Source organism: Streptomyces lunaelactis (genome assembly GCF_003054555.1).
GTDB classification, from domain to species: domain Bacteria; phylum Actinomycetota; class Actinomycetes; order Streptomycetales; family Streptomycetaceae; genus Streptomyces; species Streptomyces lunaelactis.
In genome coordinates this window covers 3,230,545-3,253,193 of record NZ_CP026304.1, presented here as the reverse complement: position 1 = coordinate 3,253,193, position 22,649 = coordinate 3,230,545, and the positions used below count along the sequence as shown (strand labels likewise).

The 22,649-nt window shown below is 70.0% G+C and carries 19 protein-coding genes, 2 tRNA genes and 1 pseudogene; 11 read left to right on the top strand and 11 right to left on the bottom strand.

All coding sequences use genetic code 11. The features are described from left to right. Positions 1-199 precede the first annotated feature (199 nt). The 3 genes from SLUN_RS14615 (at position 200) to SLUN_RS14605 (ending at position 2,902) form a co-directional block, all read left to right on the top strand. Positions 200-763 (top strand): hypothetical protein, encoded by a 564-nt coding sequence (locus tag SLUN_RS14615; protein ID WP_108148909.1) that lies wholly within the window; start codon positions 200-202, stop codon positions 761-763. Between the two features lies 1 nt (position 764). After that, entirely contained in the window at positions 765-1,433 is a 669-nt protein-coding gene (locus SLUN_RS14610) for a class F sortase (RefSeq protein WP_108148908.1), read from the top strand. Positions 1,434-1,894: 461 nt separating this feature from the next. Then, the gene (locus tag SLUN_RS14605) at positions 1,895-2,902 is read left to right on the top strand and encodes a glycoside hydrolase family 6 protein (RefSeq protein WP_108148907.1); all 1,008 of its coding nucleotides are present in this window, start codon (positions 1,895-1,897) and stop codon (positions 2,900-2,902) included. A gap of 124 nt (positions 2,903-3,026) precedes the next feature. Here SLUN_RS14605 and glxA read toward each other — a convergent pair whose 3' ends face one another. The 3 genes from glxA to SLUN_RS14590 all read right to left on the bottom strand — a co-directional run bounded on the left by glxA (position 3,027) and on the right by SLUN_RS14590 (position 7,418). Next, entirely contained in the window at positions 3,027-4,979 is a 1,953-nt protein-coding gene (glxA, locus tag SLUN_RS14600; RefSeq protein WP_108148906.1) for a radical copper oxidase GlxA, read from the bottom strand. Beyond that, positions 4,976-6,898, bottom strand: coding sequence for a glycosyltransferase family 2 protein (locus tag SLUN_RS14595; protein ID WP_108148905.1), 1,923 nt, complete (start codon positions 6,896-6,898; stop codon positions 4,976-4,978). Before SLUN_RS14595 ends, glxA begins: the two co-directional genes overlap by 4 nt. A 446-nt stretch (positions 6,899-7,344) precedes the next feature. After that, a tRNA-Lys gene (locus SLUN_RS14590) sits at positions 7,345-7,418 on the bottom strand. 185 nt (positions 7,419-7,603) lie between these two features. On the opposite strand from SLUN_RS14590, the gene SLUN_RS14585 reads away from it, so the two are divergent. The 7 genes and pseudogenes from SLUN_RS14585 (at position 7,604) to SLUN_RS14555 (ending at position 16,334) form a co-directional block, all read left to right on the top strand. Then, entirely contained in the window at positions 7,604-8,983 is a 1,380-nt protein-coding gene (locus SLUN_RS14585) for a peptidoglycan-binding protein (protein WP_108148904.1), read from the top strand. A gap of 97 nt (positions 8,984-9,080) precedes the next feature. Further along, positions 9,081-10,232 (top strand): annotated as a pseudogene (locus tag SLUN_RS14580) (SPFH domain-containing protein); the annotation flags it as partial. Positions 10,233-10,352: 120 nt separating this feature from the next. Continuing rightward, entirely contained in the window at positions 10,353-10,940 is a 588-nt protein-coding gene (locus SLUN_RS14575) for a lytic polysaccharide monooxygenase auxiliary activity family 9 protein (RefSeq protein WP_108148902.1), read from the top strand. Between the two features lie 26 nt (positions 10,941-10,966). Continuing rightward, entirely contained in the window at positions 10,967-12,661 is a 1,695-nt protein-coding gene (locus SLUN_RS14570) for an AMP-binding protein (protein WP_108148901.1), read from the top strand. 219 nt (positions 12,662-12,880) lie between these two features. Further along, positions 12,881-13,558 carry a response regulator transcription factor gene (locus SLUN_RS14565; RefSeq protein ID WP_108148900.1) on the top strand — a complete coding sequence of 226 codons (678 nt, stop codon included), beginning with the start codon at positions 12,881-12,883 and terminating at the stop codon, positions 13,556-13,558. Then, the gene (locus tag SLUN_RS14560) at positions 13,548-14,909 is read left to right on the top strand and encodes a sensor histidine kinase (protein WP_108148899.1); all 1,362 of its coding nucleotides are present in this window, start codon (positions 13,548-13,550) and stop codon (positions 14,907-14,909) included. The genes SLUN_RS14565 and SLUN_RS14560 overlap by 11 nt, the downstream gene beginning before the upstream one ends. Before the next feature lie 75 nt (positions 14,910-14,984). Then, positions 14,985-16,334 carry a hypothetical protein gene (locus SLUN_RS14555; RefSeq protein WP_108148898.1) on the top strand — a complete coding sequence of 450 codons (1,350 nt, stop codon included), beginning with the start codon at positions 14,985-14,987 and terminating at the stop codon, positions 16,332-16,334. 36 nt (positions 16,335-16,370) lie between these two features. Here the strand turns inward: SLUN_RS14555 and SLUN_RS14550 are convergent, their stop codons facing one another. Together SLUN_RS14550 and SLUN_RS14545 are read right to left on the bottom strand one after the other, a co-directional pair. Further along, complete coding sequence (locus tag SLUN_RS14550; RefSeq protein WP_170146577.1) at positions 16,371-17,243, bottom strand: hypothetical protein; 873 nt, start codon at positions 17,241-17,243, stop codon at positions 16,371-16,373. Further along, on the bottom strand, positions 17,240-17,989 hold the full coding sequence (locus tag SLUN_RS14545) for a MerR family transcriptional regulator (RefSeq protein ID WP_108148896.1): 750 nt from the start codon (positions 17,987-17,989) through the stop codon (positions 17,240-17,242). Before SLUN_RS14545 ends, SLUN_RS14550 begins: the two co-directional genes overlap by 4 nt. A gap of 107 nt (positions 17,990-18,096) precedes the next feature. Between SLUN_RS14545 and SLUN_RS14540 the strand changes: the two genes are divergently transcribed. After that, entirely contained in the window at positions 18,097-18,498 is a 402-nt protein-coding gene (locus SLUN_RS14540; protein WP_108148895.1) for an ATP-binding protein, read from the top strand. A 73-nt stretch (positions 18,499-18,571) separates the two neighbouring features. Here the strand turns inward: SLUN_RS14540 and SLUN_RS14535 are convergent. From SLUN_RS14535 to ehuB, 6 genes are all read right to left on the bottom strand, one after another. After that, a tRNA-Lys gene (locus SLUN_RS14535) sits at positions 18,572-18,645 on the bottom strand. 63 nt (positions 18,646-18,708) lie between these two features. Beyond that, entirely contained in the window at positions 18,709-19,467 is a 759-nt protein-coding gene (locus SLUN_RS14530; protein WP_108148894.1) for an IclR family transcriptional regulator, read from the bottom strand. Between the two features lie 167 nt (positions 19,468-19,634). Then, positions 19,635-20,399: an amino acid ABC transporter ATP-binding protein gene (locus SLUN_RS14525; RefSeq protein WP_108148893.1), complete on the bottom strand. Its 765-nt coding sequence runs from the start codon at positions 20,397-20,399 to the stop codon at positions 19,635-19,637. Next, the gene (gene ehuD / locus SLUN_RS14520; RefSeq protein ID WP_108148892.1) at positions 20,389-21,039 is read right to left on the bottom strand and encodes an ectoine/hydroxyectoine ABC transporter permease subunit EhuD; all 651 of its coding nucleotides are present in this window, start codon (positions 21,037-21,039) and stop codon (positions 20,389-20,391) included. Before ehuD ends, SLUN_RS14525 begins: the two co-directional genes overlap by 11 nt. Next, positions 21,036-21,764: an ectoine/hydroxyectoine ABC transporter permease subunit EhuC gene (gene ehuC / locus SLUN_RS14515; protein WP_108148891.1), complete on the bottom strand. Its 729-nt coding sequence runs from the start codon at positions 21,762-21,764 to the stop codon at positions 21,036-21,038. The genes ehuD and ehuC overlap by 4 nt, the downstream gene beginning before the upstream one ends. Next, positions 21,761-22,642, bottom strand: a complete 882-nt coding sequence (ehuB, locus tag SLUN_RS14510; protein WP_108148890.1) for an ectoine/hydroxyectoine ABC transporter substrate-binding protein EhuB — start codon at positions 22,640-22,642, stop codon at positions 21,761-21,763. Before ehuB ends, ehuC begins: the two co-directional genes overlap by 4 nt. Positions 22,643-22,649: the final 7 nt, after the last annotated feature.

Genomic DNA, 22,649 nt, shown 5'->3' with positions numbered 1-22,649 from the left:
TTTCGAGCCCTAAGGCCGCGAAGCCGTCGACAAGTACCCGTTCCGGCCGTCCAAGGTGGTCAACTCGATCGCGGATCTCGTCGACCGTATTTGAGCAGGTCAGGTGGGTCACACAGTCCAGTGGGGCGACCGGCGGACCGTCCCTGCGGATGCGGAAACGTCCCGCGCGAGTGAATCTTTCGGTATCAGGAGGTTCACGATGCGTTCAAGGTTGATTGCTCTCCGTGCCGTAGGTGCGGCCGCCGTTCTGGTACTGGCGGCCCCCGCCGCGCAGGCCGCGTACGCCGCCGACTCGGTGGAGGTCACCGTCTTCCCGGACGGCGTCGCCCCCGGCGGGGACGTGGAGATCCAGGTCCAGGGCTGCAAAGGAACCACGGGAGCCGTCACGTCCCGGGCCTTCGTCGCACAAACGGAGCTCACGGTGCGCAGCAGCGGCCGTCACATGTCCGGCGAGACGACTGTGAGGACCGGCGTCACCATCGGGACGTACGAGGTGAGCGTCAGATGCGACGGCCGCGAGCACGCGGGAGCGGGCCGCATCAAGGTCGTCAAGCAGCAGCCGGACCATCAGCCGACGCCGGTCGCCCCGGTCCGTGCGGGCGGCGGCGGCACCGCGGCGCTCGCCGCGGCACGCGGCGAGGACCCGGCGGACGACGCCGGCCCCGGCACCCCGCACACCGTGATCGGCCTGGTCCTCGCGGGCGTCGCGGCGGTCGCTGTGGCCTTCCGCACCTCGCGGCGCCGCCGCACGGACGCCGACTGACATGTCCTCCGCCGAACGCCCGGCCGGCAGCGGCCGGCTGCTCACCGGGGTGGCCTGGGCGCTCCTGCTGCTCGGGCTGTGGCTCTGGGGCCGTGGGGTCGCCTCGGGCTCGGGCGGCAGCTCGGCCCCCACCACCGGAGACGTGGCGGCGGTCGGCCGCCCGCTCGGGATACCCCTGCCGCCTGCTCACGACCCGCTGGGTCCTGCCAGGCCGGACGAGGTGGACATCCCGTCGATAGGCATCACGGCCCCGGTGGTCCCGCGGGGCCTGGACGCCACGGGCGCGATCGACCCGCCCCCGTACGCGACGCCGCACACGGTCGGCTGGTACGACAGCGGTACGCAGCCGGGCGCCGTGGGCACGGCACTCCTGGTCGGCCATGTCGACACAGAGACAAAGCCCGCCGTCTTCTACGGTCTGAGCGCCGCCCGCCCCGGTGAGAAGGTCCGGGTGACCAGGGCCGACGGCACGGTCGCCGAATTCACCATCGACGACGTGCAGGTCTTCGGCCGGGACCGTTTCGATCCGCAGAAGGTCTACGGCCCGCGCAAGGACGGGCGCGCGGAGCTGCGGCTGATCACCTGCGGGGGCACCTTCGACCGCGCGACGCGCACGTACGACGCCAATGTGGTGGTCTCGGCGTATCTGACCGCGGTGGTGAAGAAGTAGGTGAAGTCCACAGTCCGGGAGGTCGGCAACCTGGCCCGGCCGACGACATGCTCCCCCCGGAGCCGCCGGCCGGGCCGGTCCTCTACCGCGGGTGCCCGGGCTGCGGGAGAAGCCCGGCGCCGGCACGGGAGGTCCTGGTTGGTCCGGTTGAGCTCCGGCCAGGAGCCGGGGCCGTTGCGCACACTCTAGAGCCGTGAACTGGTCCGGCCTAGAGGGAGGATGACGCCTTGTCGTGAAGCCGTCGCCCTCAGTTGCCGCATGGCCGGAACGCATTGTCCGGAACGCCTCGTTCGGAACGCCTCGTCCACCGAGCCGCCCCACCGGCCCCTGTCACAGCTCGTCCACACCGGCCCGGCAGACCTCGTGGACCTTCGCCGGGGTGTGCCACGATGGATTCGACCTGTCTTGTCCGGGAGATGCCAGTGGCGCGGACTCCGGCAAGCGCACCCAAGGGGGAGTGGATGTACGGCAGTTGGTTCGGCCGGTGTGCCCGAGTGGGAGCGGCCGCGGCGGGGGCGGTGCTGCTGTTGGCGGGCTGCTCCTCCGACGGCGACAAGGACGAGAAGCCGGCGGTGGGCCAGCAGCCCAAGGAGAAGGATCCGTACTGGGTCAATCCCGACGGGAACGCCGCCCGGCAGGTCGCCGCTTACCGCAAGGACGGTGACGACGAGAACGCCGAGCTGATCAAGAGGATCGCGGACCAGCCGGTCGCCGAGTGGATCGGCGCGGACAATCCGGAGGCCGAGGCGAAGGGCTTCACCGAGGCGGCCGCCAAGGCGGACCGGGACGCCCTGCTCGTGCTCTACAACATCCCGCACCGCGACTGCGGACAGTTCTCCAAGGGCGGCGCGGCCGACGGCGACGCGTACCGGGCGTGGATCGAGAAGGTCGCCAAGGGCATCGGCGACCGGCGGGCCACGGTGATCCTGGAACCGGACGCGGTGCTGCACCTGGTGGACAGCTGCACGCCCCAGGAGCTCCACGAGGAGCGCTTCGACCTGCTCAAGGGCGCGGTCGAGCGGCTGAAGCGGCAGCCGAACACGAAGGTGTACCTGGACGCGGGCAACGCGGGCTGGTCGCAGCCGGACGCGCTCTTCGACCCGCTCCAGCGGGCCGGGGTCGGCAAGGCGGACGGCTTCTCCGTCAATGTCTCCAACTTCTACCCGACGGCCGCGAGCAAGGAATTCGGCAAGCGGCTGTCGGCGAAGGTCGGCGGCAAGCACTTCGTGATCGACACCAGCCGCAACGGCAACGGCCCGTACACCGAGGGCGACCCGAAGGAGAACTGGTGCAATCCACCGGGCCGCGCGCTCGGCGAGACCCCGACCACCAGCACGGGCGACCCGCTCGTCGACGCGTACCTGTGGGTCAAGCGCCCGGGTGAGTCGGACGGCGAGTGCCGGGGCGGGCCGAAGGCGGGAGAGTGGTGGCCGCAGTACGCGCTGGGGTTGGCCCGCGGCGCGAAGTAGGGCCGGGGGGCGGGGCCCTTGCCGGGCTCCGCCCCGAGCCCCGCGCCTCAATCGCCGGCGAGGCTGAGTTTCGCCGGCGAGGCTGAGTTTCGTCGGTGAGGCTGAGTAACTCGGCGACGCCGAGTTACGGGACCTCCACCCACACCCCCTCCGACGGGGTCCCCTTCCCGTCCGTCACGAAGAGCAGGTACCACCCCGACGGCACCAGCGCCCGGTTCTTCGGCACCGTGACCCGGACACCCCCAGCCGTCTTCGTCACATCCAGCGCCACCGACCGCTGATCCGTGTCCGTGACATGCGTGACCGCGCTCGGTCGCATCAGCCTCGCCGTCCTGATCGACGCGGGGTCCTTGACCTTGAACACCCCGCTGTCCCCGCGCTCGATGGACTTCGGGCCGCCACTCACCTCGGGCCGCGCGTTCCGGTACAGGTACGGCGGTGTGTAGATCTCGATGCGCTGCTCGAAGACGCCCGGCTTGGTGTTCGCGGCGTCCGCGAAGAGGGAGTCCGAGCCGAAGATCATCACGCGGCCGTCCGGCAGCAGCAGCGAGCCCGAGTGGTAGTTGCGCCCCACCTGGGGGTCGGCCACCCGCTTGTACGTGCCCGTCCTCGGGTCGTACGTACGCGCCTGGAGGACGTTGGAGCCGCCGCGCCCGCGGTAGTCCGAGGAGCCGCCGGTGACCAGGACCGAGTCGTCGGGCAGCAGCGAGGCGCTCGGATAGCGGGTGCCCTTCTCCAGCGAAGCGCTGTCCTTGAAGCGGGGTTTGGGCGCCTTGAGGTCGACCAGCCTCGACTTCTCGCTGGCCTTCTCCGACTCGCCGACCCCGCCTCCGCCGATGACCATGAACCTCTGGTCCTGGGCGGGCGGCAGCATGACCGTCGCGGAGGTCTCCAGCCGGTCGGGGTCGCTCAGCCCGGGGATCGTGTCGAACTCGTTCGTCTGCAGATCCCAGACGCCGGGGTCACGGCCGACGGTGGCAGGCCCGTACCCGGCGTTCGAGCCGGAGTAGAAGAGCTTGCCGTTGTCCATCAGGAAGATCGCCGGGTAGGTGGGGAACTTCCGGACGATCCCGGTGTACTTCCAGGTCTTGGTCTTCGGGTCGTAGATCTCGTCCTTGCCGGGCACGATCTGCCCGATCTCGTCGAGCCCGGAGAGCGAGAGGACCTTCCCGTCCTTGAGCGTGGTCAGCGTCGGGTACCAGCGGGCCTCGTTCATCGGGTCGACGGTGATGTACTTCTCCGCCACCGGGTCGAACTCGTAGGCCTCCTTGATGCCCTGGAAGTCCTTCTTGTCGAGCGCGAGCTTCTGCGCGATGCCGTAGAGATTGCGGGCGTCGGAGCCCTTCAGGCCCTGCACCCGGTAGTTGTCCTCGGTGCCGGTCTCGTGCTCCTTCCCGGACTCCTCGGCCTCGACATAGATCCGGCCGAGACCCGCCTCGGTCCGCAGGAACCTCCCGGTGGCCGGGTCGAAGACCTTCTTCGCCTTCTCCACCAGGACCGGGTCCTTGGAGACGTAGGTCTTGCCGTTCTCCTTGCCGGTGAACGCCGTTCCGGCGGGCAGCGTCTTGGGCGTGTCCGGGTCCTCGTTGTGCACGACCATCAGGCCGCCGGCCTTGGAGACGTCGCCCTGGAGCTTCTCGTACCGCTTGGTGCCGCCCGCGACCAGCAGCTTTCCGTCGGGCAGTTGGGTGTGCCCGGCGCAGAACATGTCCTTGGGCGTGGGGATCTTCTTGAAGTCGCCGGTCTTCGGGTCCCAGAGCACCGACTCGAACTTCTTCGCGTCGAAGTTCTTCTGGCTGTTGCCGGAGCCGGCGATCAGCAGCACCTTGCCGGTGTGCAGCAGCGCCGCGTGAATCGAGTTGATCCGGTACTCGGACGGGACGTCCAGATAGTCCCAGTGGCCGTTCTCCGCCTTGTACTCCGGCTTGTTGATCTCGTAGTCGTGGTACTTCTCGGAGCCGAAGCGCCATATCGCTGGCCCGTTGAACCCGGCCACCACGAGGACCACCGCCGCACCTATCGCGATGCGACGGGCCCGGTTCCTGCGGTGGTCCGGCCGGGCGGGCATCGTGCTCATGTCTTACGTCCCCCAAGGGCTATCTGCATGGTGTCTTCGTTGCCGGCCGGGTGCGGCCGCTGTTGCGGAACATGGACCGGCGGGGTGCCCGCGGGCGGCCGCCCGCCCCGTCGCCGTCTGCTGACCTTTTTCTCCGCGCGGACGCCGTGCCGCCAGACGAAGATGGGCGCCGCCGTGATCAGCAGGGCGAGCGTGGCCCAGGTGATCATCGCCGGGTGGTCATGCCCGAAGTAGAAGGAGGAGCCCAGCGATCCGCCGAAGACGAGAACGAAGAAGAGGTGGATCCGGAAGGTGCCGAAGAGGGTGTCCGGGCTGGACGAGTCGCCCTTGGGGGTCACCACGAAACTGCTCTTGCGGCGCAGTACGGCGTCCATCAGCGAGCGTGCGTAGATCGGCGCCGAGAGCGCGGACATCACCATGCCGGCGAGTCCGCCGGAGCCCTCGGGCTCGTGCGGCGAGACATTGTGGCGGCGGTTCCAGATGTAGAGGCCGATCTGGAGGGCCGAGGCATTGCCGTACAGCATCATCCAGATCGCCGCGTCGATCTGCACACCCGATGCGCCCATGCCCAGGAACAGGGCACAACTCAGTGCCGCCAGAATCCAGTTGAGGGCGGACATCGGGTAGAAGATGATCATCATCGTGTAGTTGAAGAGCTTGCCGGCCGGCAGTGAGTAGAAGCCCTTCCAGTACTGCTTGAGGATCGTCTCGTACGTGCCCCGGGACCAGCGCAGCTGCTGGGTGAAGAAGTCGGTCCAGGCGGTCGGCCCCTCGCCGACGGCCAGCACGTCGGGGGTGTAGACCGAGCGCCACTTGTTGCCGGTGTCCGGGTTCTTGGCGCGGTGCATCTCGAACCCGGTCGCCATGTCCTCGGTGATCGAGTCGTACAGACCGCCGATCTGCTTGAGCGCCTTGATGCGTACGGCGTTGGACGTGCCGACGAACATCGGCGCGCCGTAGCGGTTGCCCGCGCGCTGGATCAGGGCGTGGAAGAGGAACTGCTGCGACTCGGCGGCCTTGGTGACGAAGGTGTCGTAATTGCCGTACACCTGCGGGCCGATGACAAAGCCGACGTCCGGGTCGCGGAAGTAACCGAGCATCCGCTCCAGGTAGTTGGGCAGTGGAACATGATCGGTGTCGACGGAGGCGAAGAAGTCGTAGCGGCCGCCGTGCGCCTCGAGCCAGGCGTTGTAGTTGCCGTGCTTGGTTTTCGCCCGGTGCGCGCCCGTGGCCTGGTTCCAGTGCGGGACTCCCTTGCGGGAGAAGTGGTGGACGCCGAGCCGCGCGCACACCTCCTTGACGGCGGGGTCGTCGCCCTCGTCGAGCAGCCAGACGTGCATCAGCCCGCGGTGCCGGATCCGCACGGCCGCCTCGAGCGTCTTCGTCACCATCTCCAGGGGCTCCTTGCCCGGTACGAAGGAGGTGAGGAAGGCGACCTTGGTGCCGGTCTCGGGCACGACGGGGACGGGATCCCGGGCCACGAGCGTGGCGTGCGCGTTCGACAGGACGTTCATCGTGCGGAAGAGCTCGATCAGACCGATCGAGACGAGCATGACGATGTCGAGGATCAGCAGTGTCCGGTTGTTGAGGTTCGGGTCGCGCTCGGTCCAGTGCTGAGGCTGCATCAGCCAGGCGAAGAGACCGAGGGACACCAGGGGCGCGGCGCCGAGCAGCAGGGCGGCCCGGATGCGGTGCGGCTCCTGCGAGAGCAGCGAGCGGTACTGCACGGTGTACGGCTTGGTCGGGTCGGGCTTGGTGAGGGGGCCGGCGAGTCGGCTGTAATGCTCGTAGTCGTAACGCGGCGGCGCCTTCTTGACGCGCTGCTGGTGCCCGCCGGTGCGCACGTGCGCCGGTATCCGGAGCTGAGTCGTCAGGGAAGGGTCGTTGTGCTGCCGGGCGCCGTCTGGCGTCGACGTCATGGGTCATCCCCCCGCACGCAAACTGGCTGCGTGTGATGTGGTCGGTCGGTTCGTCCCGGCCGCGGATCCCCCTCGACCAGCAACCCAGGACGCATCAGTGGCGAGCCACCGCCTCTACAGACACAAAATAGCCACCATTCGGTTGCATCATGCCCGCAGCCTGTTCGGTCCGTGAAGGAGGCCCCCCATCCCGCTCCCCGAGGCGGGGGTATCCCCTCCAACTGTCCCCAACTGTGCGAAATGGATACTCCATTGGGGGCATTGGCTCCAGGAAAGGGTCTACGACCCCAGCCGCGACCGCAAGGGTGAAACGGGCCGTTAGTCGGCAGTATGTGCGAATTGAGGAGCCCTTGCGGGGGAGGTGTGCGGAGGCGTAAGGCGGCCGAAAAGGGCCGCAAGCACGACCGAAGCCCCCTTACGCGTGGTGAGGGGGCTTCGACTCTGCGTGCGCCGCCAGGGACTCGAACCCCGGACCCGCTGATTAAGAGTCAGCTGCTCTAACCAACTGAGCTAGCGGCGCCTGTTGACCTGGAGAACTTTACCCGACGGTCCGAGGTGCTCCAGACCATTCTCTGATCGTTCCGGCCTGTCGGATGGTCGTTTTTTACCTTTAGTCCGTCAAAATGCGATGAGGCGGGACAGCTTGAGCGGCTGACGCCCGCACCGACAGAGTCAAAAGATCTTGATGAGTGCGGAGGGCTACGTATGACCGTGCCGGTGTTCCAGGAGTACGAGCCCGCCGCCGACTGCGACTGCGCGGGCTGCGCCCAGCAGCGCCGCGTCCTCGCGGCCGGCGGGCACCCGGCCGGGCGCGGCATCCGGCGGGCGCTGGTCGTGTTCACGGCGGCGGGCATGGTGCTCGGCAGTGCGGGAGCGGGGGCGGCGGCCGCCGCAGGTCTCCCGGCGGGTACCGCGCGCCCGCACGAGGCCGGTGCGATTGCGGCCGGTGCCGGTGCCGGTGCGGGTGCGGGTGCGGGTGGCGGTGCGGCCGCCGCTCACCGCCGGGCCGCCGACCCGGAGCCGACGACCGAGCAGGGCCGCGAGGGGCCGCTGCACGGACCATCGGGCAAGCCCGCCGCGGCCTCCGCGCCGCTGAGCAGGACGACCCGGGCCGAGATCATCAACCGCGCGAAGAAGTGGGTCAGCGCGCGCGTCCCGTACAGCATGGAGAAGTACTGGTCCGACGGGTACCGCCAGGACTGCTCCGGCTTCGTCTCGATGGCGTGGAACCTGGCGGGCAACGAGTGGACCGGCAGCCTGGCGGCGTACGGCACGCGGATCACCCGCGAGGAGCTGCAGCCGGGCGACATGCTGCTCTTCCACAACCTGGCCGACCCGACCAATGGCTCGCACGTCGTGCTCTTCGGCGGCTGGACGGACTACACGCACAGCTACTACATGGCGTACGAGCAGACGAAGCCGTACACCCGCCATCAGGCCACGCCCATGGCGTACTGGACCAACTCCGGCAAGTACCTGCCCTACCGCTACAACGGCATCACCGGGGCGACCGCGACCGCATCGGCGTCCGTCGACGTCTATCCGGGCGGGACGGCGTTCGGCCCCGGGGCCGACAACGAGTACGTCACCCGCCTCGGCGAGCTGCTGGTCGCGCGCGGCGGCAAGCGCTTCTACACGCAGGGGCCGGGACCGCGCTGGGGCGAGGCGGACCGACGTGCCACCCGGGCGTTCCAGCTCGCGCAGGGCTGGCGGGGCACGGACGCGGACGGGATGCCGGGCCCGGCGACCTGGCGGCTGCTGGTCACCGGGCAGGGCAAGGACATCCCGGGCGCGGGGGCAGGTGCGGGCGCGGGTGCCGGTGGGCCCGGCGGTACGAGCGCTGTGGCGCCCAAGTACCCGGGTCGCGGCTACTTCCGCCCCGGCCAGTCCAACGCGTACGTCACCCAGCTCGGCCGGCAGCTCGTGAAGCGCGGCTTCGGCAAGCAGTACACATCGGGACCGGGACCGCGCTGGGGCGAGGCGGACCGGCGAGGTCTCGAGGCCTTCCAGCGCGCGCAGGGCTGGCGCGGCGCCGCGGCGGACGGCTTCCCGGGCCCTGAGACATGGCGCCGGCTCTTCGCCTGAGGGACCGGCTGTTCAGCCCGTCAGGCGATTGATGACACGGCCGAAGGCCGTAACCAGAACGACGGCAGCACGAACCTCGGAGGTGGCAGCTATGAACACCACGACCTCGGAGCCCGACGGCACCGTGCCCCCCGACAGCACCCGCCGCAATCCCGTCATCGCCCAGGAGGCGACCACCGAGATCCCGGTGCATCTCCTCTTCCGTGACGACGACACCCAGCCTGTTGCCCTGCGGCCGGGCGTCGTCGGGCGGCGGCAGGGCACCGGCGAGCAGCCGAGGATCGGGCGCCGGGCGGCCGCCCCGCGGCCCGTCGCCCCGTCGCTCCGGCCCGCGCCGCCCGTCGACCCCGACCTGGCCGAGCGGGCCGCGCAGGCGCTGCCCGGCTGGACCGGGGTTGTCGCGGGGATGTTCTCGCTCGCCGGGATCGGCATGGTGCTGTGGGGGGCCGGGGCGGTGCCGGGCGGGGTGACGAAGCTGCTCGGGCTGACCTCGCATCCTTTCTACGGCATCGGGATCGGGCTGTGGTGTCTGCTCGCGCTGGGCGTGATCCTGGCGCTCTTCGCCTTCGGCGGGCTCGGGCGCGGGCGCGTCGGATACGCGTGGGTGCTGATGCTCTTCGGCGACTACCGGGGGAGTGTGCGGCGTACGGGTCTGGTGTGGGTGAGCCCGCTGGTGCTGCGCTGCCGGGTCGACGTACGGCTGCGGCACTGGCGCAGCGACCCGATGCCGGCGGTCGACGCGGACGGCACCGCGCTGCGCGTCGTGGTGCTGGTGGTGTGGCGGGTCAAGGACACGGCGCGGGCGGCGCTCGGCGTCGAGGACCACGAGGGCTATCTGAGCGAGCAGGTCGAGGCGGCGATGGCCCGGGTGCTCTCGCAGCTGCCGGCCGACGCGTTCCACGAGGACGCCCCGACGCTGCGCAACGCGGAGGCGGTCGGCGACGCGCTGACACGGATGCTGTCCGCCGAGTGCGCGCCGGTGGGGATCGAGGTCTTCTCGGCGCAGCCGACGGGGATCGAGTACGCACCGGAGGTGGCGGCTGCGATGCAGCGCCGGCGGATCGCGGCGATCGACGCCAAGCACCGGGACAGCGTGCTGGCCTCGGTGGTGGACGCGGTGGACGACACGGTGAACCGGCTGACCGCGCGCGGACTCGTGGAGCTCGACGACTGCGAGCGCAAGACTCTGGTGAAGGACCTCACGGTCGCGTTCTGCACCGGGCGCTCCGGGGCCGTGGAAGGTACGTGATTGGTCTGGACATGTTCAAGTTCCGTTAATACCCTGGGACTTGGTCTAGACCGCAATGCGCACCACCGCACGCGTGCAGCACGGCTCACAGAACACCCCCACGTTCTCCTGGAGCGAAGCATGCGCAAAAAGATAGGTGCGGCCCTGGTCGGCCTCGCCGTGGCGGGCACCACCATGCTCGCCACCGGCAGCGCCAGCAGCCACGGCTACACCGAATCCCCCATCAGCCGCCAGAAGCTCTGTGCCAACGGAACAGTCACCAACTGCGGCCCCATCCAGTGGGAACCGCAGAGCGTCGAGGGCCCCAAGGGGTTCCCGGGAGCCGGTCCCGCGGACGGAAAGATCTGCGCGGGCGGGCTCGGCCAGTTCGCGCAGCTCGATGATCCGCGCGGCGGGGCATGGCCCACCACCAAGGTCTCATCGGGTCAGAACTACACCTTCTCGTGGCGGTTCACGGCCCGGCACCGGACAACCGACTTCAAGTACTTCATCACCAAGAGCGGCTGGAACTCCAACCAGCCGCTGACCAGGGCGGCGCTCGACTCGCAGCCGTTCCTGACCGTTCCGTACGGCGGCAACCAGCCGCCGGAGACCCTCTCCCACTCCGGCAATCTCCCGTCGCGCTCGGGCCGGCATCTGATTCTGGCCGTATGGACCGTGCACGACACCGGCAATGCCTTCTATGCCTGCTCGGACGTTCAGTTCTGACAGGTAGTCAGTTACCGTGCGGCGTCATGAGGAACGCGGATGCAGGCACCGTCGCGGAGCTCGTACAGCGCCAGTGGGGCGACCACCGGGTGGGGCTGAGAGACCACGGTCTCGCGCTCAGCCACCACCAGGTCGCCGCGGGCGCCGCCGCACGCGCCGCGCTCCTCGTGGACCTTGTGCCGCGCGGAGCCGAGCCACACTTCGGGGTGCTGCTCGACAACGCCCCGGAGTTTCCCCTGTGGCTCAGTGCGGCGGCCCTCGCCGGGGCCGCCGTGGCGGGCATCAACCCGACCCGTCGCGGGCCCGAACTGGCCCGCGACATCCTGCACACCGACTGCCGGGTGCTGGTCACCGAACGCGCCCACCTTCCCCTCCTCGACGGGCTCGACCTGCCGGGGGTACGGGTGCTGGTGACCGACACCGACGCGTACGCCGAGCTGCTCGCCCCGTACGCCGCCGCCGAACCCGGGGAGGCCACGCTCGGTCCCGTCGGGCCCGGCAGCCGGCTGCTGCTCTACTTCACCTCCGGGTCGACGGGCGCGCCCAAGGCCGCGATCTGCTCCCAGGGGCGGCTGGCGGCGGCGGGCGCGTCGCTGGTGAAGCACTTCGGCGTGCGTGAGGACGACGTCCACTACATCTGTATGCCGATGTTCCACGGCAACGCCGTGATCGCGGACTGGGCACCGGCGCTCGCGGGCGGGGCGGGGGTCGCGCTGAGCCGCCGCTTCTCGGCGTCCGGCTTCCTCGACGACGTACGGACTTATCGCGCGACGTACTTCACGTATGTGGGGCGTGCGGTGCAGTACCTGCTGGCCACGCCCGAACGTCACGACGACCGTTCGCACTGCCTGCGGCTCGGCTTCGGCACCGAGGCGGGCGCCGTCGACGCGGCCCGCTTCGAGGCGCGCTTCGGGACGCGGCTGGTGGAGGGCTACGGCTCGTCGGAGGGCGGCGCGGCGATCCAGCGAACCCCCGGCACCCCGGCCGGCGCGATCGGCCGGGCGGGCCCCGGCGACGACCTGGCGGTGGTCGACCCCGGCACGGGCGAAGAACGGGCACCGGCGGTGCTGGACCCGGGCGGGCGGCTGGTCAACGGGGCAGAGGCGATAGGGGAGTTGGTGAACCGCGGCCGCAGTCCCTTCGAGGGCTACTGGCGCCACCCCGCCGCCGACGCGGCCAGGACCAGGGGCGGCTGGTACTGGACGGGCGACCTGTTCTTCCGTGACGCGGAGGGTTTCCTGTACTTCGCCGGCCGCGGCGACGACCGGCTGCGGGTCGACAGCGAGAACCTCGCCGCCGCGATGATCGAGAACATCCTGGCCCGGTGGCCTGACGCGGCGGGCGTCGCGGTATACGCGGTGCCGGACCCGGTGGCGGGCGACCAGGTGATGGCGGCGCTCGCGCTGCGCGAGGGCGTGTCCGCGTTCGACGCGGCCGGTTTCAGCGAATTCCTGGCGGCCCAGGCGGACTTGGGTACGAAGATGGCGCCGCGTTTCGTGCGGGTGCTGCGGCAGCTGCCGGTGACCGCGACGAACAAGATCCACCGGGTGGCGCTGCGGAGGGAAGGCTTCGGCGGGGGCGCGGCCTTCCATGAGGGCTTCGGTGCGGACGAGGTGTGGTGGGCGGAGCCGGGCGGGAGCGGCTACAGGCCGCTGACCGGGGCCGACAGGGCGGCGCTGCTCACGGAGTACCGCGAGCACGGCAGGGAGAACCAGCTCTAGGCCGTGTCTGACAAATCGCGCCTGGCGCGCGACGCCCGGCACGCACACTCGCTGCGTTGTCGGAGTCATCCAAGTACGTCCAGTACGAGGATGATCCTCCGCCTTGCGATCGCACGCACCGGACGCCGCGCACCCCGCCCTGCGGGCGGACGGCGCCATTTGTCAGACACGGCCAGCGTGTTCAGCTCCGGTTCAGCGGGGGCGCGCCACAATCGGGGCATGCGGGTGCTGATCGTCGAGGACGAGGAGCGCTTCGCCGAAGGCCTGCGCATCGGCCTGGAGGCGGAGGGCTTCGCCGTCGATGTGGCGCTCGACGGTACGGACGGCCTGTGGCGGGCGCGCGAGAACCCGTACGACGCCATCCTTCTCGACATCATGCTGCCGGGCCTCAACGGATACCGCGTCTGTGCCGCGCTGCGCGCCGAGGGCAACTGGACACCGATCCTGATGCTCACCGCCAAGGAGGGCGAGTGGGACGAGGTCGAAGGGCTCGACACCGGCGCCGACGACTACCTGACCAAGCCCTTCTCGTACGCCGTGCTGCTGGCCCGGCTGCGGGCGCTGCTGCGCCGCGACCCGCGCGAGCGGCCCGCCGCCCTCACCGCCGGTGATCTGCGGCTCGACCCGGCGGCCAAGGAGGTCTCGCGCGGCGGGGTACGGGTCGAACTGACCGCCCGGGAGCTGGCGCTGCTGGAGTTCCTGCTGCGCAGAGCCGGCGAGACCGTGTCCAAGCGGGAGATCCTCGCGCATGTCTGGGACGACGACTTCGACGGTGATCCGAACATCGTCGAGGTCTACGTCCGCCATCTGCGCAACAAGCTCGACCGGCCCTTCGGGCGGGCCGCGATCGAGACCGTGCGCGGCTCCGGCTATCGGCTGGCCTCCGATGGGGGTTAGCCACGGGGTCAGATTCCGGTCGACGGTGGCGGCCGTACTCGTCGTCGCGGTGGGACTGATCGCGGGGGCGGTGGCCCTGGTCGCGGTGCTGCGGGCCGAGCTGACCGACGACGTACGGCAGGCGGCGCGCGCCCGTGCCGAGCAGGTGGCCGCCGTCATCGAGTCCGGGCGCGGGGTGCCGTCCCTGCCGGTCGCCGACCGCGACGAGCAGTTCATCCAGGTACTGGACGCCGACGGCGCCGTGGTGGCCGCCAGCGCGAACGTCGAGGAGCTGCCCGCGCTGGCGCGCCCGGGCGGGGACGGCGAGAGCAGGATCACCACCCCGCTGGACGAGGACGAGTTCCTGGTGGTGGCGGTGGCCGCCGACGGGCCCGACGGGCGCGGGACGGTGCTGGTGGGGCGGGCGCTGATCGCGGTCGCCGAGTCGACGCGGATCGTCACCCGGCTGCTGCTGATGGGCCTGCCGCTGCTGCTCCTGCTGGCCGCCGCGGCCACCTGGATGGCGGTCGGACGCGCGCTGGCCCCGGTCGCGGCGATCCGGTCGGAGGTGGACGCGATCTCCTCCGCTCAGCTGCACCGCCGGGTGCCGCTGCCGCGCGGCCGCGACGAGATCGCGCGGCTCGCCGCCACCATGAACCGCATGCTGGACCGCCTGGAGCGGGCCCAGAGCGCGCAGCGGCGCTTCATCTCGGACGCCTCGCACGAGCTGCGCTCGCCCGTCGCCACCATCCGCCAGTACGCCGAGGTCGCGCTGGCACACCCCGGCCGTACGACGCAGGAGGGGCTGGCGGCGACCGTACTGGCGGAGGATCTTCGGATCCAGCGGCTGGTCGACGATCTGCTGCTGCTGGCACGGGCCGACGAGGACGCCCTGCGCCCGCACCTGCAACCGGTCGACCTCGACGACCTGGTGCTCGACGAGGCGCGGCGGCTGCGCTCGACGGCCGCGGGGCTGCGGATCAGCACGGCAGGGGTGCCGGCGGTGCGACTGGAGGCCGACGCGCAGGGTCTGCGGCGCGTACTGCGCAACCTCGGCGACAACGCGGCCCGGCACGCCCGCTCCCAGGTGGCCTTCGACCTCGCGGAGCAGGAGGACGGCCGGATCGTGCTGGGGGTCGAGGACGACGGGCCGGGGGTGCCGGCCGGCGAGCGGGAGCGGATCTTCGAGCGGTTCGTACGCCTCGACGACGCGCGGTCGCGTCGCGTGGAGGACGGCGGAGGCAGCGGGCTCGGTCTTGCGATCGTCGCGGAGCTGGTGGCTGCGCACGGCGGCACCGCCACGGTGTCCGATGGCGCGCTGGGCGGGGCCCGTTTCGAGGTCGTGCTCCCGGCCGGCGAGGACCGTACCTGAAGGCGGATTCAGTTTCGTTCAGTGTCCGTTCAGCGCCCTCCTGCCACGGTCCGGGTACGAGACGAGGAGGCCGTCATGAACAGCAGGAGACTCGCGGGAGCGGTGGCGGTGGTGCTGGGCGCGACGCTCGCGACCGGCGGCTGCACCAGCGGTCCGGGGAGCGCCACGACGCGTACGGACTGCGTACAGATCATCGACCCGGACACCGGCAAGAAGACCGGCACATGCCTGCCGCTCGCGCCCGACAAGGACCGCGTCGACCTGGCCGCGCCGGTCTTCTCCCGTCCGACGTCCATCACCAACCCGCTGCACCCCAGCTCCGAGGTCCAGCAGGTGATCTACGGCGGTCAGGTCGGCGGCAAGCCGTTCCGCACCGAGTTCAGCCTGCTGCCCGACAGCAGGACCATCGCGCTGGGTGGCGAGCAGGTGAAGGTCCGGACCCTCCAGTACATGGCGCTGTCCGACGGGCGCATCGAGGAGGTCGCGCTCGACTGGTTCGCGCAGGCCGATGACGGCTCCGTCTGGTATCTCGGCGAGGACGTCTTCAACTACGCGGACGGGGTCGTCGCCGACACCGACGGCACCTGGATCGCGGGAAAGTCCGCGCCCGCCGCGATGATCATGCCCGCGCAGCCGAGGACCGGTGATGTGTACCGGCCGGAGAATGTGCCGGAGGTCGTCTTCGAGGAGGTCACGGTCAAGGCCGTGGGGCAGACCGTCGAGGGCCCGTACGGGCCTGTCGAGGGCGCGGTCACGGTGAACGAGCTGCACATGGACGGCACCCGCGAGGACAAGGTATTCGCCCCCGGTTACGGCGAGTTCTCCACCGGGAACGCGGGCGGCGACCTGGAGGCGGTCTCGCTGGCGGTGCCGACCGACGCCGCGCCGGGGCCGGTTCCGGGCGAGCTGGCCGCCCTGTCGGCCGCCGTCCGTACGGCACACGACGGGGCGACGGACCCGGCCGAGGTGGCGAAGGTGCGGGCGGCCTGGGACGCGTACCGCACCTCGGACCGTGTGCCGCCGCTGCTCACCCAGCAGATGAACCGCGACCTCGACGCGCTCACCGCGGCCGTCAAGGCGCGGGATGCGGAACTGGCGCGCGGGGCGGTGCTCCGGGTCGCGCAGAACGACCTCGATCTGCATCTGCGCTACGAACCGCTCCCGACGGTGGAGGCGGCCCGGATGGACCTGTGGGCACGGCAGTTGAGGACCGATGCGGCCGCCGACGACAGCGGCGCGGTCGCCGGCGACGTCACCGTCCTCGAACTCACCTGGGAGAGGGCGCGGCACACCACGGAGGCGGGCAAGGCCGAGCGGATCTCGGAGCAGTTGCGGGAGCTGCGGGGGGCGGCCGACCGCAAGGACACAGCCGCGGCGGAGCAGTCGGCACCCCGGCTGACGGCGGCACTGGCGGGCGGGTCCTGACGGGTTTCAGCGAGATGCGGGCGGCGGCGAGCGAAGTCAGGCCGACGCAGGCGTACCCGGGACGGGCGTGGGTGCGGTTCGCGCCCGTGTGACGGCGTCGTGGAGGGCCTTCGGGTCGTCCGCGTGCAGCCTGATCACCTTGACGAGGCGGGGAGCGCCGAGGAACTTCGGCGCGTTGACCGGTTCGGTCAGTGCGAGGGTGATGGAGGTCTGTGAGCCGATGGGCAGGTTCAGCTCGTCGTCCTTCTTCTCGTGGGTGAACAGTGTCTCGCGTCGGATGGAGGCGATCTGGTCGAGCGGCACGTGGACGTCGACGTGGGCTGCCTGCCGGACGCGCAGGGCACCGTCGGCGAGGGCGTGTGGCCGGGTGACGGAGGCCGCGTGCACACCGAGGACGAACAGGACGGTGTAGACGTCCACGACCAGGAAGACGGCGTGGACGACGGGCCAGTCCGCAAGCAGGTACGACAGGGCGACGGTCTCGACGACGCACGCGAACGCGAAGCCGTACATCGTGATGGCCTGGTCGCGGCCGTGTGAGAAGACCGCGTCGGCGCCGTTGACGCCGTGCCGGCGGCGGGCGGCCCACCGGACCAGGCTCGCCATGATCCGCAGCTCGTGTGTGACGAACCGCAGCACGGGCTCGGGCACGAGCTGCGCGAGCGCCTCCCGCCGGGACAGCCCGTGACGCCGCAGCCGCAGCCAGACGTGCGCCTCGGCGCCGAGCTGCACCAGGAGGAGCAGCTTGCCGCCGAGCAGGACGGTGCCGGGTATCGGCACTCCGCTGATCAGGCAGACGGCCAGCACGAGCTGGGCGGGGAACGCGATGCCGCGCAGCTTCCGCAGGACCGGCCCCCGGACGGAGGCGGCGGACCGGGGCAGGGCCGCCCGGATCTCCGGAGTCGTCATGATGGTCCTTCCTGCCGTTCCGCCACGAGTTCCATCGCACGGCGGACGGCCGCCGACTGGGCCGGGGCCAGGTCCGCGAAGATGGCGTCCGCCAGACCGCCGGAGCCCTTGTCAGGGAAATGCACCGCCAGGTGGTCGGGCAGAAGGGCCGCCAGCGCTGCTGCGGCACGGGCCACCCGCGGGTCGTCCGGCTCCTCGTCGGCGAGGGAGTCCAGCAGGCCGTACACCTCCCCCGCGTGCTCCCTCATCCCGTGCAGCGTCGCCATCAGCGAGCCCCGCTTCTCCTCGGGGACCACGGCGTCGAGGAAGGCCAGGTGCTCCCGGTCCTGCACAGCCATCGGGGAGTCCGGCACCTCGCCGAGACCCGCCAGCAGCCTGGTGAACTCCGGCGACACCGGACCCTCGGCGGCGAGCCGCCCGGCCCGCGCCTCGGCCAGCAGCGTGGCGAGCCGTGCCCGCCGCTCCCGGATGACCGCCTCCTGCCGTCCGAGGTCTTCGTCCAGTTCCTCCAGCACCTCCACCAGTTCCCGCGCCTCGTCATCCGCGAGGACGTCTCGCACTTCGTCAAGCCCGAGCCCGAGCTCGGTCAGCCGCCGGATCCGGGCGAGCAGGACAGCCTCCCGGATGCTGTACTCGCGGTAGCCGTTACTGCGCCGTACGGGCTCGGGCAACAGCCCGAGATGGTGGTAGTGCCGCACGGCCCGCGGGGTGACCCCGACGAGGGCGGCGATCTCGCCGATTCGCATGAGCCCAGTACAAACCATGACGTTGCGGCAAGGTCAAGGGCGGCCTGAGCAGCGGGTGGCGTGCCGGGCGTGACCGTCGTGAACGCGGCGGAGAACTGCTGGGCAGGATGACGTTGCACGCCACTCCGGCATCGGTGCCGACGGCCCGCCGCTGGTTCCGGATGCTCACAGCCCGGCTCGACCTGCTCTGCTCCGTCGACGAGTGTGTGCTGCTGATCTCCGAGTTGGTGACGAACGCGATCGCGTACGCGAAGGTGGAGGTCCCCTGGCTGGTGCGCATCGAGTGGTACCGGGCGGGCACCACCTTGCGGATCGAAGTGCACAACCCGGCCAGCTCCGAACCAGTCCGGCTCGTTCACGCCCATCCCGCCGACGAGCACGGTCGCGGCCTGCTGCTGGTCGATTCCCTCTCCGACGAATGGTCGGTGGGATGCAGTTCCCACGGCGGCACCGTTGTCGCGTTCTCCCTGCACCAGGCGCTGCCTACGGAGCAGCAGCCCGTTTCATGAATCCAGGAGGCATCGATGACCGAAACACATCTGGGGCCCCTCGGATGACCGAGAAGCCCCAGATGATCAGTTGTGCGCCGCCAGGGACTCGAACCCCGGACCCGCTGATTAAGAGTCAGCTGCTCTAACCAACTGAGCTAGCGGCGCCTGCTGACTCGAAAATAATACCCGGTCCGGAACCGTGCTCCGGACCCCCCGCCGGCGGGAGCCCTAGATCGCCAGCGAGAGCACCACCGGCGCCGCCCTGCGGTTCAGCGTCTCCGCCGCCGCGCGCAGCCGGTGGGCGTGTTCGATCGGGAGCGACAGCGCCAGGCAGCCCACCGCCGCGCCCGCCGTCAGCGGGACCGCGGCGCAGACCGTGCCCACCGCGTACTCCTGGAGGTCCAGGATCGGGACCGTCGGGGGCTGGCTGTCCAGCTTGGAGAAGAGCAGCTTCTCGCTGGTGATCGTCCGCGAGGTGAGGCGCGCGATCTTGTGGCGGGAGAGGTGGTCGCGGCGGCCGTTCTGGTCGAGCTGGGTCAGCAGGCATTTGCCGACCGCGCTCGCGTGGGCCGCCGAGCGGAAGTCCACCCACTCGTTGACCTTCGGCGCGAGCGGACCGTCGGCGAACTGGGTGATCTTGACCTCGCCGTCGATGTACCGGCTGATGTAGACCGCCGCGCCGACCGAGTCGCGCAGTTCTATGAGGGTGTCCTGCAGTTTCGCCTCGAGTGCCTGCTGGCGGGTGACCCCGGAGCCGAGCAGGATCAGCGAGTCGCCGATCACATAGGCGCCGTCCGCGACCTGCTCCACATAGCCCTCGCGCCGCAGCATCGCCAGCATGGGAGCCAGATGGCCGGTCGGCAGACCCGTCTCGCGCGCGATCTGCACATCGGTGACACCGCCACCGTGCTTGGAGATCGTTTCCAGGACGCGCAGAACGTATTGCACCGAGTGGAACGGCGCGGTCGGCTCAGGCTTCAGCGCCACGGTTTCCCCCTACCAGGTTGTGACCGCAAGCTTCCGTACCACGATAGCGGGCAAGAGCCGTTTGGGGGGCGGCTGTTGGCGTAAATGATGGTGCGCCCCAGCCCCATATGCTGGGGCGCATCCACCTGGCATATGCCAGCGTCACACTTGCCACTCAGATCAAATGGTCAGAGCACCGCGCCGAGAAACTCGCGAGTACGCGTCTGCTCCGGATCGGAGAAGATTTTCTCGGGAGATCCGGACTCGATGACCTTCCCGGAGTCGAACATCAGGACCTCGTCCGAGATGTCCCGGGCGAAGTTCATCTCGTGCGTCACGCAGACCATCGTGATGTCGGTGGAGCGCGCGATGTCCCGCAGCACGTCCAGCACTCCGGCGACCAGTTCAGGGTCGAGCGCCGAGGTCACCTCGTCAAGGAGGAGGACCTGCGGCCGCATCGCCAGTGCCCTCGCGATCGCCACCCGCTGCTGCTGGCCGCCCGACAACTGCGTCGGCCTGGCGTCGCAGCGGTCGCCGAGGCCCACCAGATCGAGGAGCCCCTTGGCGCGCTCCTCCGCCTCGTCCTTGGACAGGCCGAGCACTCGGATCGGCGCCTCGGTGATGTTCCGCAGGGCGGTCATGTTCGGGAACAGGTTGAACTGCTGGAAGACCATTCCGATGTGTTTGCGCGCCTCGCGGCGCTCCTTCTCGGCGGCCGGAAAGAGACGGTGGCCGTTCACCCGGATCGTGCCCTCTTCGGGCGATTCGAGGGTCATCAGCAGTCGCAGGATCGTCGTCTTGCCGGAGCCGGACGGGCCGATCAGAGTGACGTGCTTTCCGGGCTTCACCGAGAAACAGAGGTCGTCCAGCACGGTGTTGTCGCCGAAGCGCTTCGTCACATTGTCGAAGCGGATCAGCTCATGGGGCTTTTCGAGCGTGAGGTCAGCGGACAAGGCGGCGCTCCAGGGTTCGTACGAGAAGAGAAGCCGGGTAGGCGATGAGAATGAAGGCGATGCCGATCACGGTCAGCGGTTCGGTGTACTGGAAGGTTGACGCGCTCTCCAGCCGGGACTGCTGCAGCATCTCCAGGACGCCGATCGCGGCGAGCAGCGGCGTGTCCTTCAGCATCGCGATGACGTAGTTGCCGAGCGCCGGCGTGATGCGCCGGATCGCCTGCGGCAGGATCACCGCGAACCAGGTGCGGTGGGCGGGCAGGCTCAGCGCCTTCGCCGCCTCCCACTGACCGGCCGGCACGGCTTCGATGCCGGCCCGGTAGACCTGCGCGGTGTACGTCGAGTAGTGCAGCCCGATCGCGATCGTGCCGGTGGTCAGCGCCGAGAACTGCACGCCCCACTCCGGCAGTACGAAGTAGAGGAAGAAGAGCTGCACCAGCAGCGGGGTGGTGCGGATGAACTCCGTGACGACGTTCACCGGCCACCGTACGAAACGGGTGGGCGCCCTGAACCCGATCGCCCAGACCAGGCCGAGCGTGAAGGAGATCAGCGAGCCGAGCACCAGGATCTGCAGCGTGATGAACACGCCGTCCCAGAAGCGCGGCATGAAGTCCGCGACCGCGGACCAGTCCCAGGTCACTTCTCACCACCTCCGGAGGTGGTCGTTACAGCGGTTCGCGCGGCGAACAGGGCGCCGAGGCCGCCACCCGGAACCTCGATGCCGATGTTCCGCTTGGTCTTCCTCTCCAGCGCCTTCATGGAGCGCGTCACCACGAACGCGAGCACGAAGTAGATGACCAGGCTGATCGTGTAGATCTGCGCGCTCTCCTGGGTCGCCAGCCGCACCAGGTACGCGGCGAAGGAGACATCACCCACGCCCAGCAGCGACACCAGCGCTGTGCCCTTGAGCAGCTCGACGAGCAGATTGCAGAACGGCGGGATCATCTCCGGCACCGCCTGCGGCAGCAGGATCAGCCGCATCCGCTGCCACGGTGTGAAGCTGAGCGCGACCCCCGCCTCGCGCTGCGCCGGCGCCACCGAGTTCAGCGCGCCGCGCACGATCTCCGCGCCGTACGCACCGTAGGACAGGCCGAGCGCGAGCACCGCGGCCCACATCGGGACCAGCTGCCAGCCCAGCAGCGGCGGCACCACGAAGAACAGCCAGAACATCAGGATCAGTGCCGACATGCCGCGGAAGATCTCGGTGTAGAAGCCCGCCAGGAAGCGGACGACGCGCGAGCTGTGGGTGCGGGCGATGCCGACCGTGAAGGCGACGGCCGTGGCCAGCGCCGCGCTGTACACCAGGAGTTGGATGGTGATCCAGATGCCCGGGAGCACCCAGTTCTGCCAGAGTCCGGCTGTCATCGGCACAGCTCCTCGGCAGTGAGCGTGGTCATCTCGTTCTGTGTGAAGCCGAACGGCCGCAGTATGCGGAAGAGTTCGCCGCTCTTCTTCATCTTGTGGATCTCGACGTTGAAAGCGTCACGCAGCTCTGTGTCAGTGGGGCGGAAGGCGAAGCCCCCGCCGTCGATCTTCTTCTCGCCGTCGACGACGGCCGCGAACGGCTCGGTCGCCTCGGCCCTGCTGCTCTTCTTCACCACCTCGCGGGTGGTCAGCGCGGTGCCCGCGAAGACGTCGACCCGGCCCGACTCGACCGCGTTCAGCCCCGCCACCTGGTCCTGGAGAATGACGATGTCCTTCTCCCGGTAGCCGGCGGCGACCGCGTAGCCGATCTCCGCATAGCCGGTGCCGGTGGCGAACTTCGCCTTGGCCTTCACCACGTCCTCGTAACCGTGCAGGTTCTTCGGATTGCCCTTGCGCACGATGAAGGAGTCGAGCATCTGGTACTCGGGGTCGGCGAAGATGACCTGCTCGCAGCGCTCCTTGTTGATGTACATCCCGGCCGAGACGACATCGAACTGCTGGGAGTTGAGCCCCGGTATCAGCGAGGCGAAGTCGGTGGCGACGGGCTGGACCGTGTCGATGCCCAGCCGCTTGAAGATGACCCGGGCCAGCTCAGGGGCCTCGCCGGTGAACTCGCCCTGGTCGTCGACATAGCCGTAGGGCACCTCGCCCGCGATGCCGAGGCGCACCGTGCGCTGGGACTTGAGCCGGGCCAGGGCGTCGCCCGAGGGCACCCGGCTGCAGCCCGCCGCGCCCGCGGCGCCGAGCGCGCCCGCGGCAGCCGTGCCGAGCAGCAGTGTGCGTCTGCGTATCGTTCCTGGTTGTCCTGTACGAGCCATGGCCGCG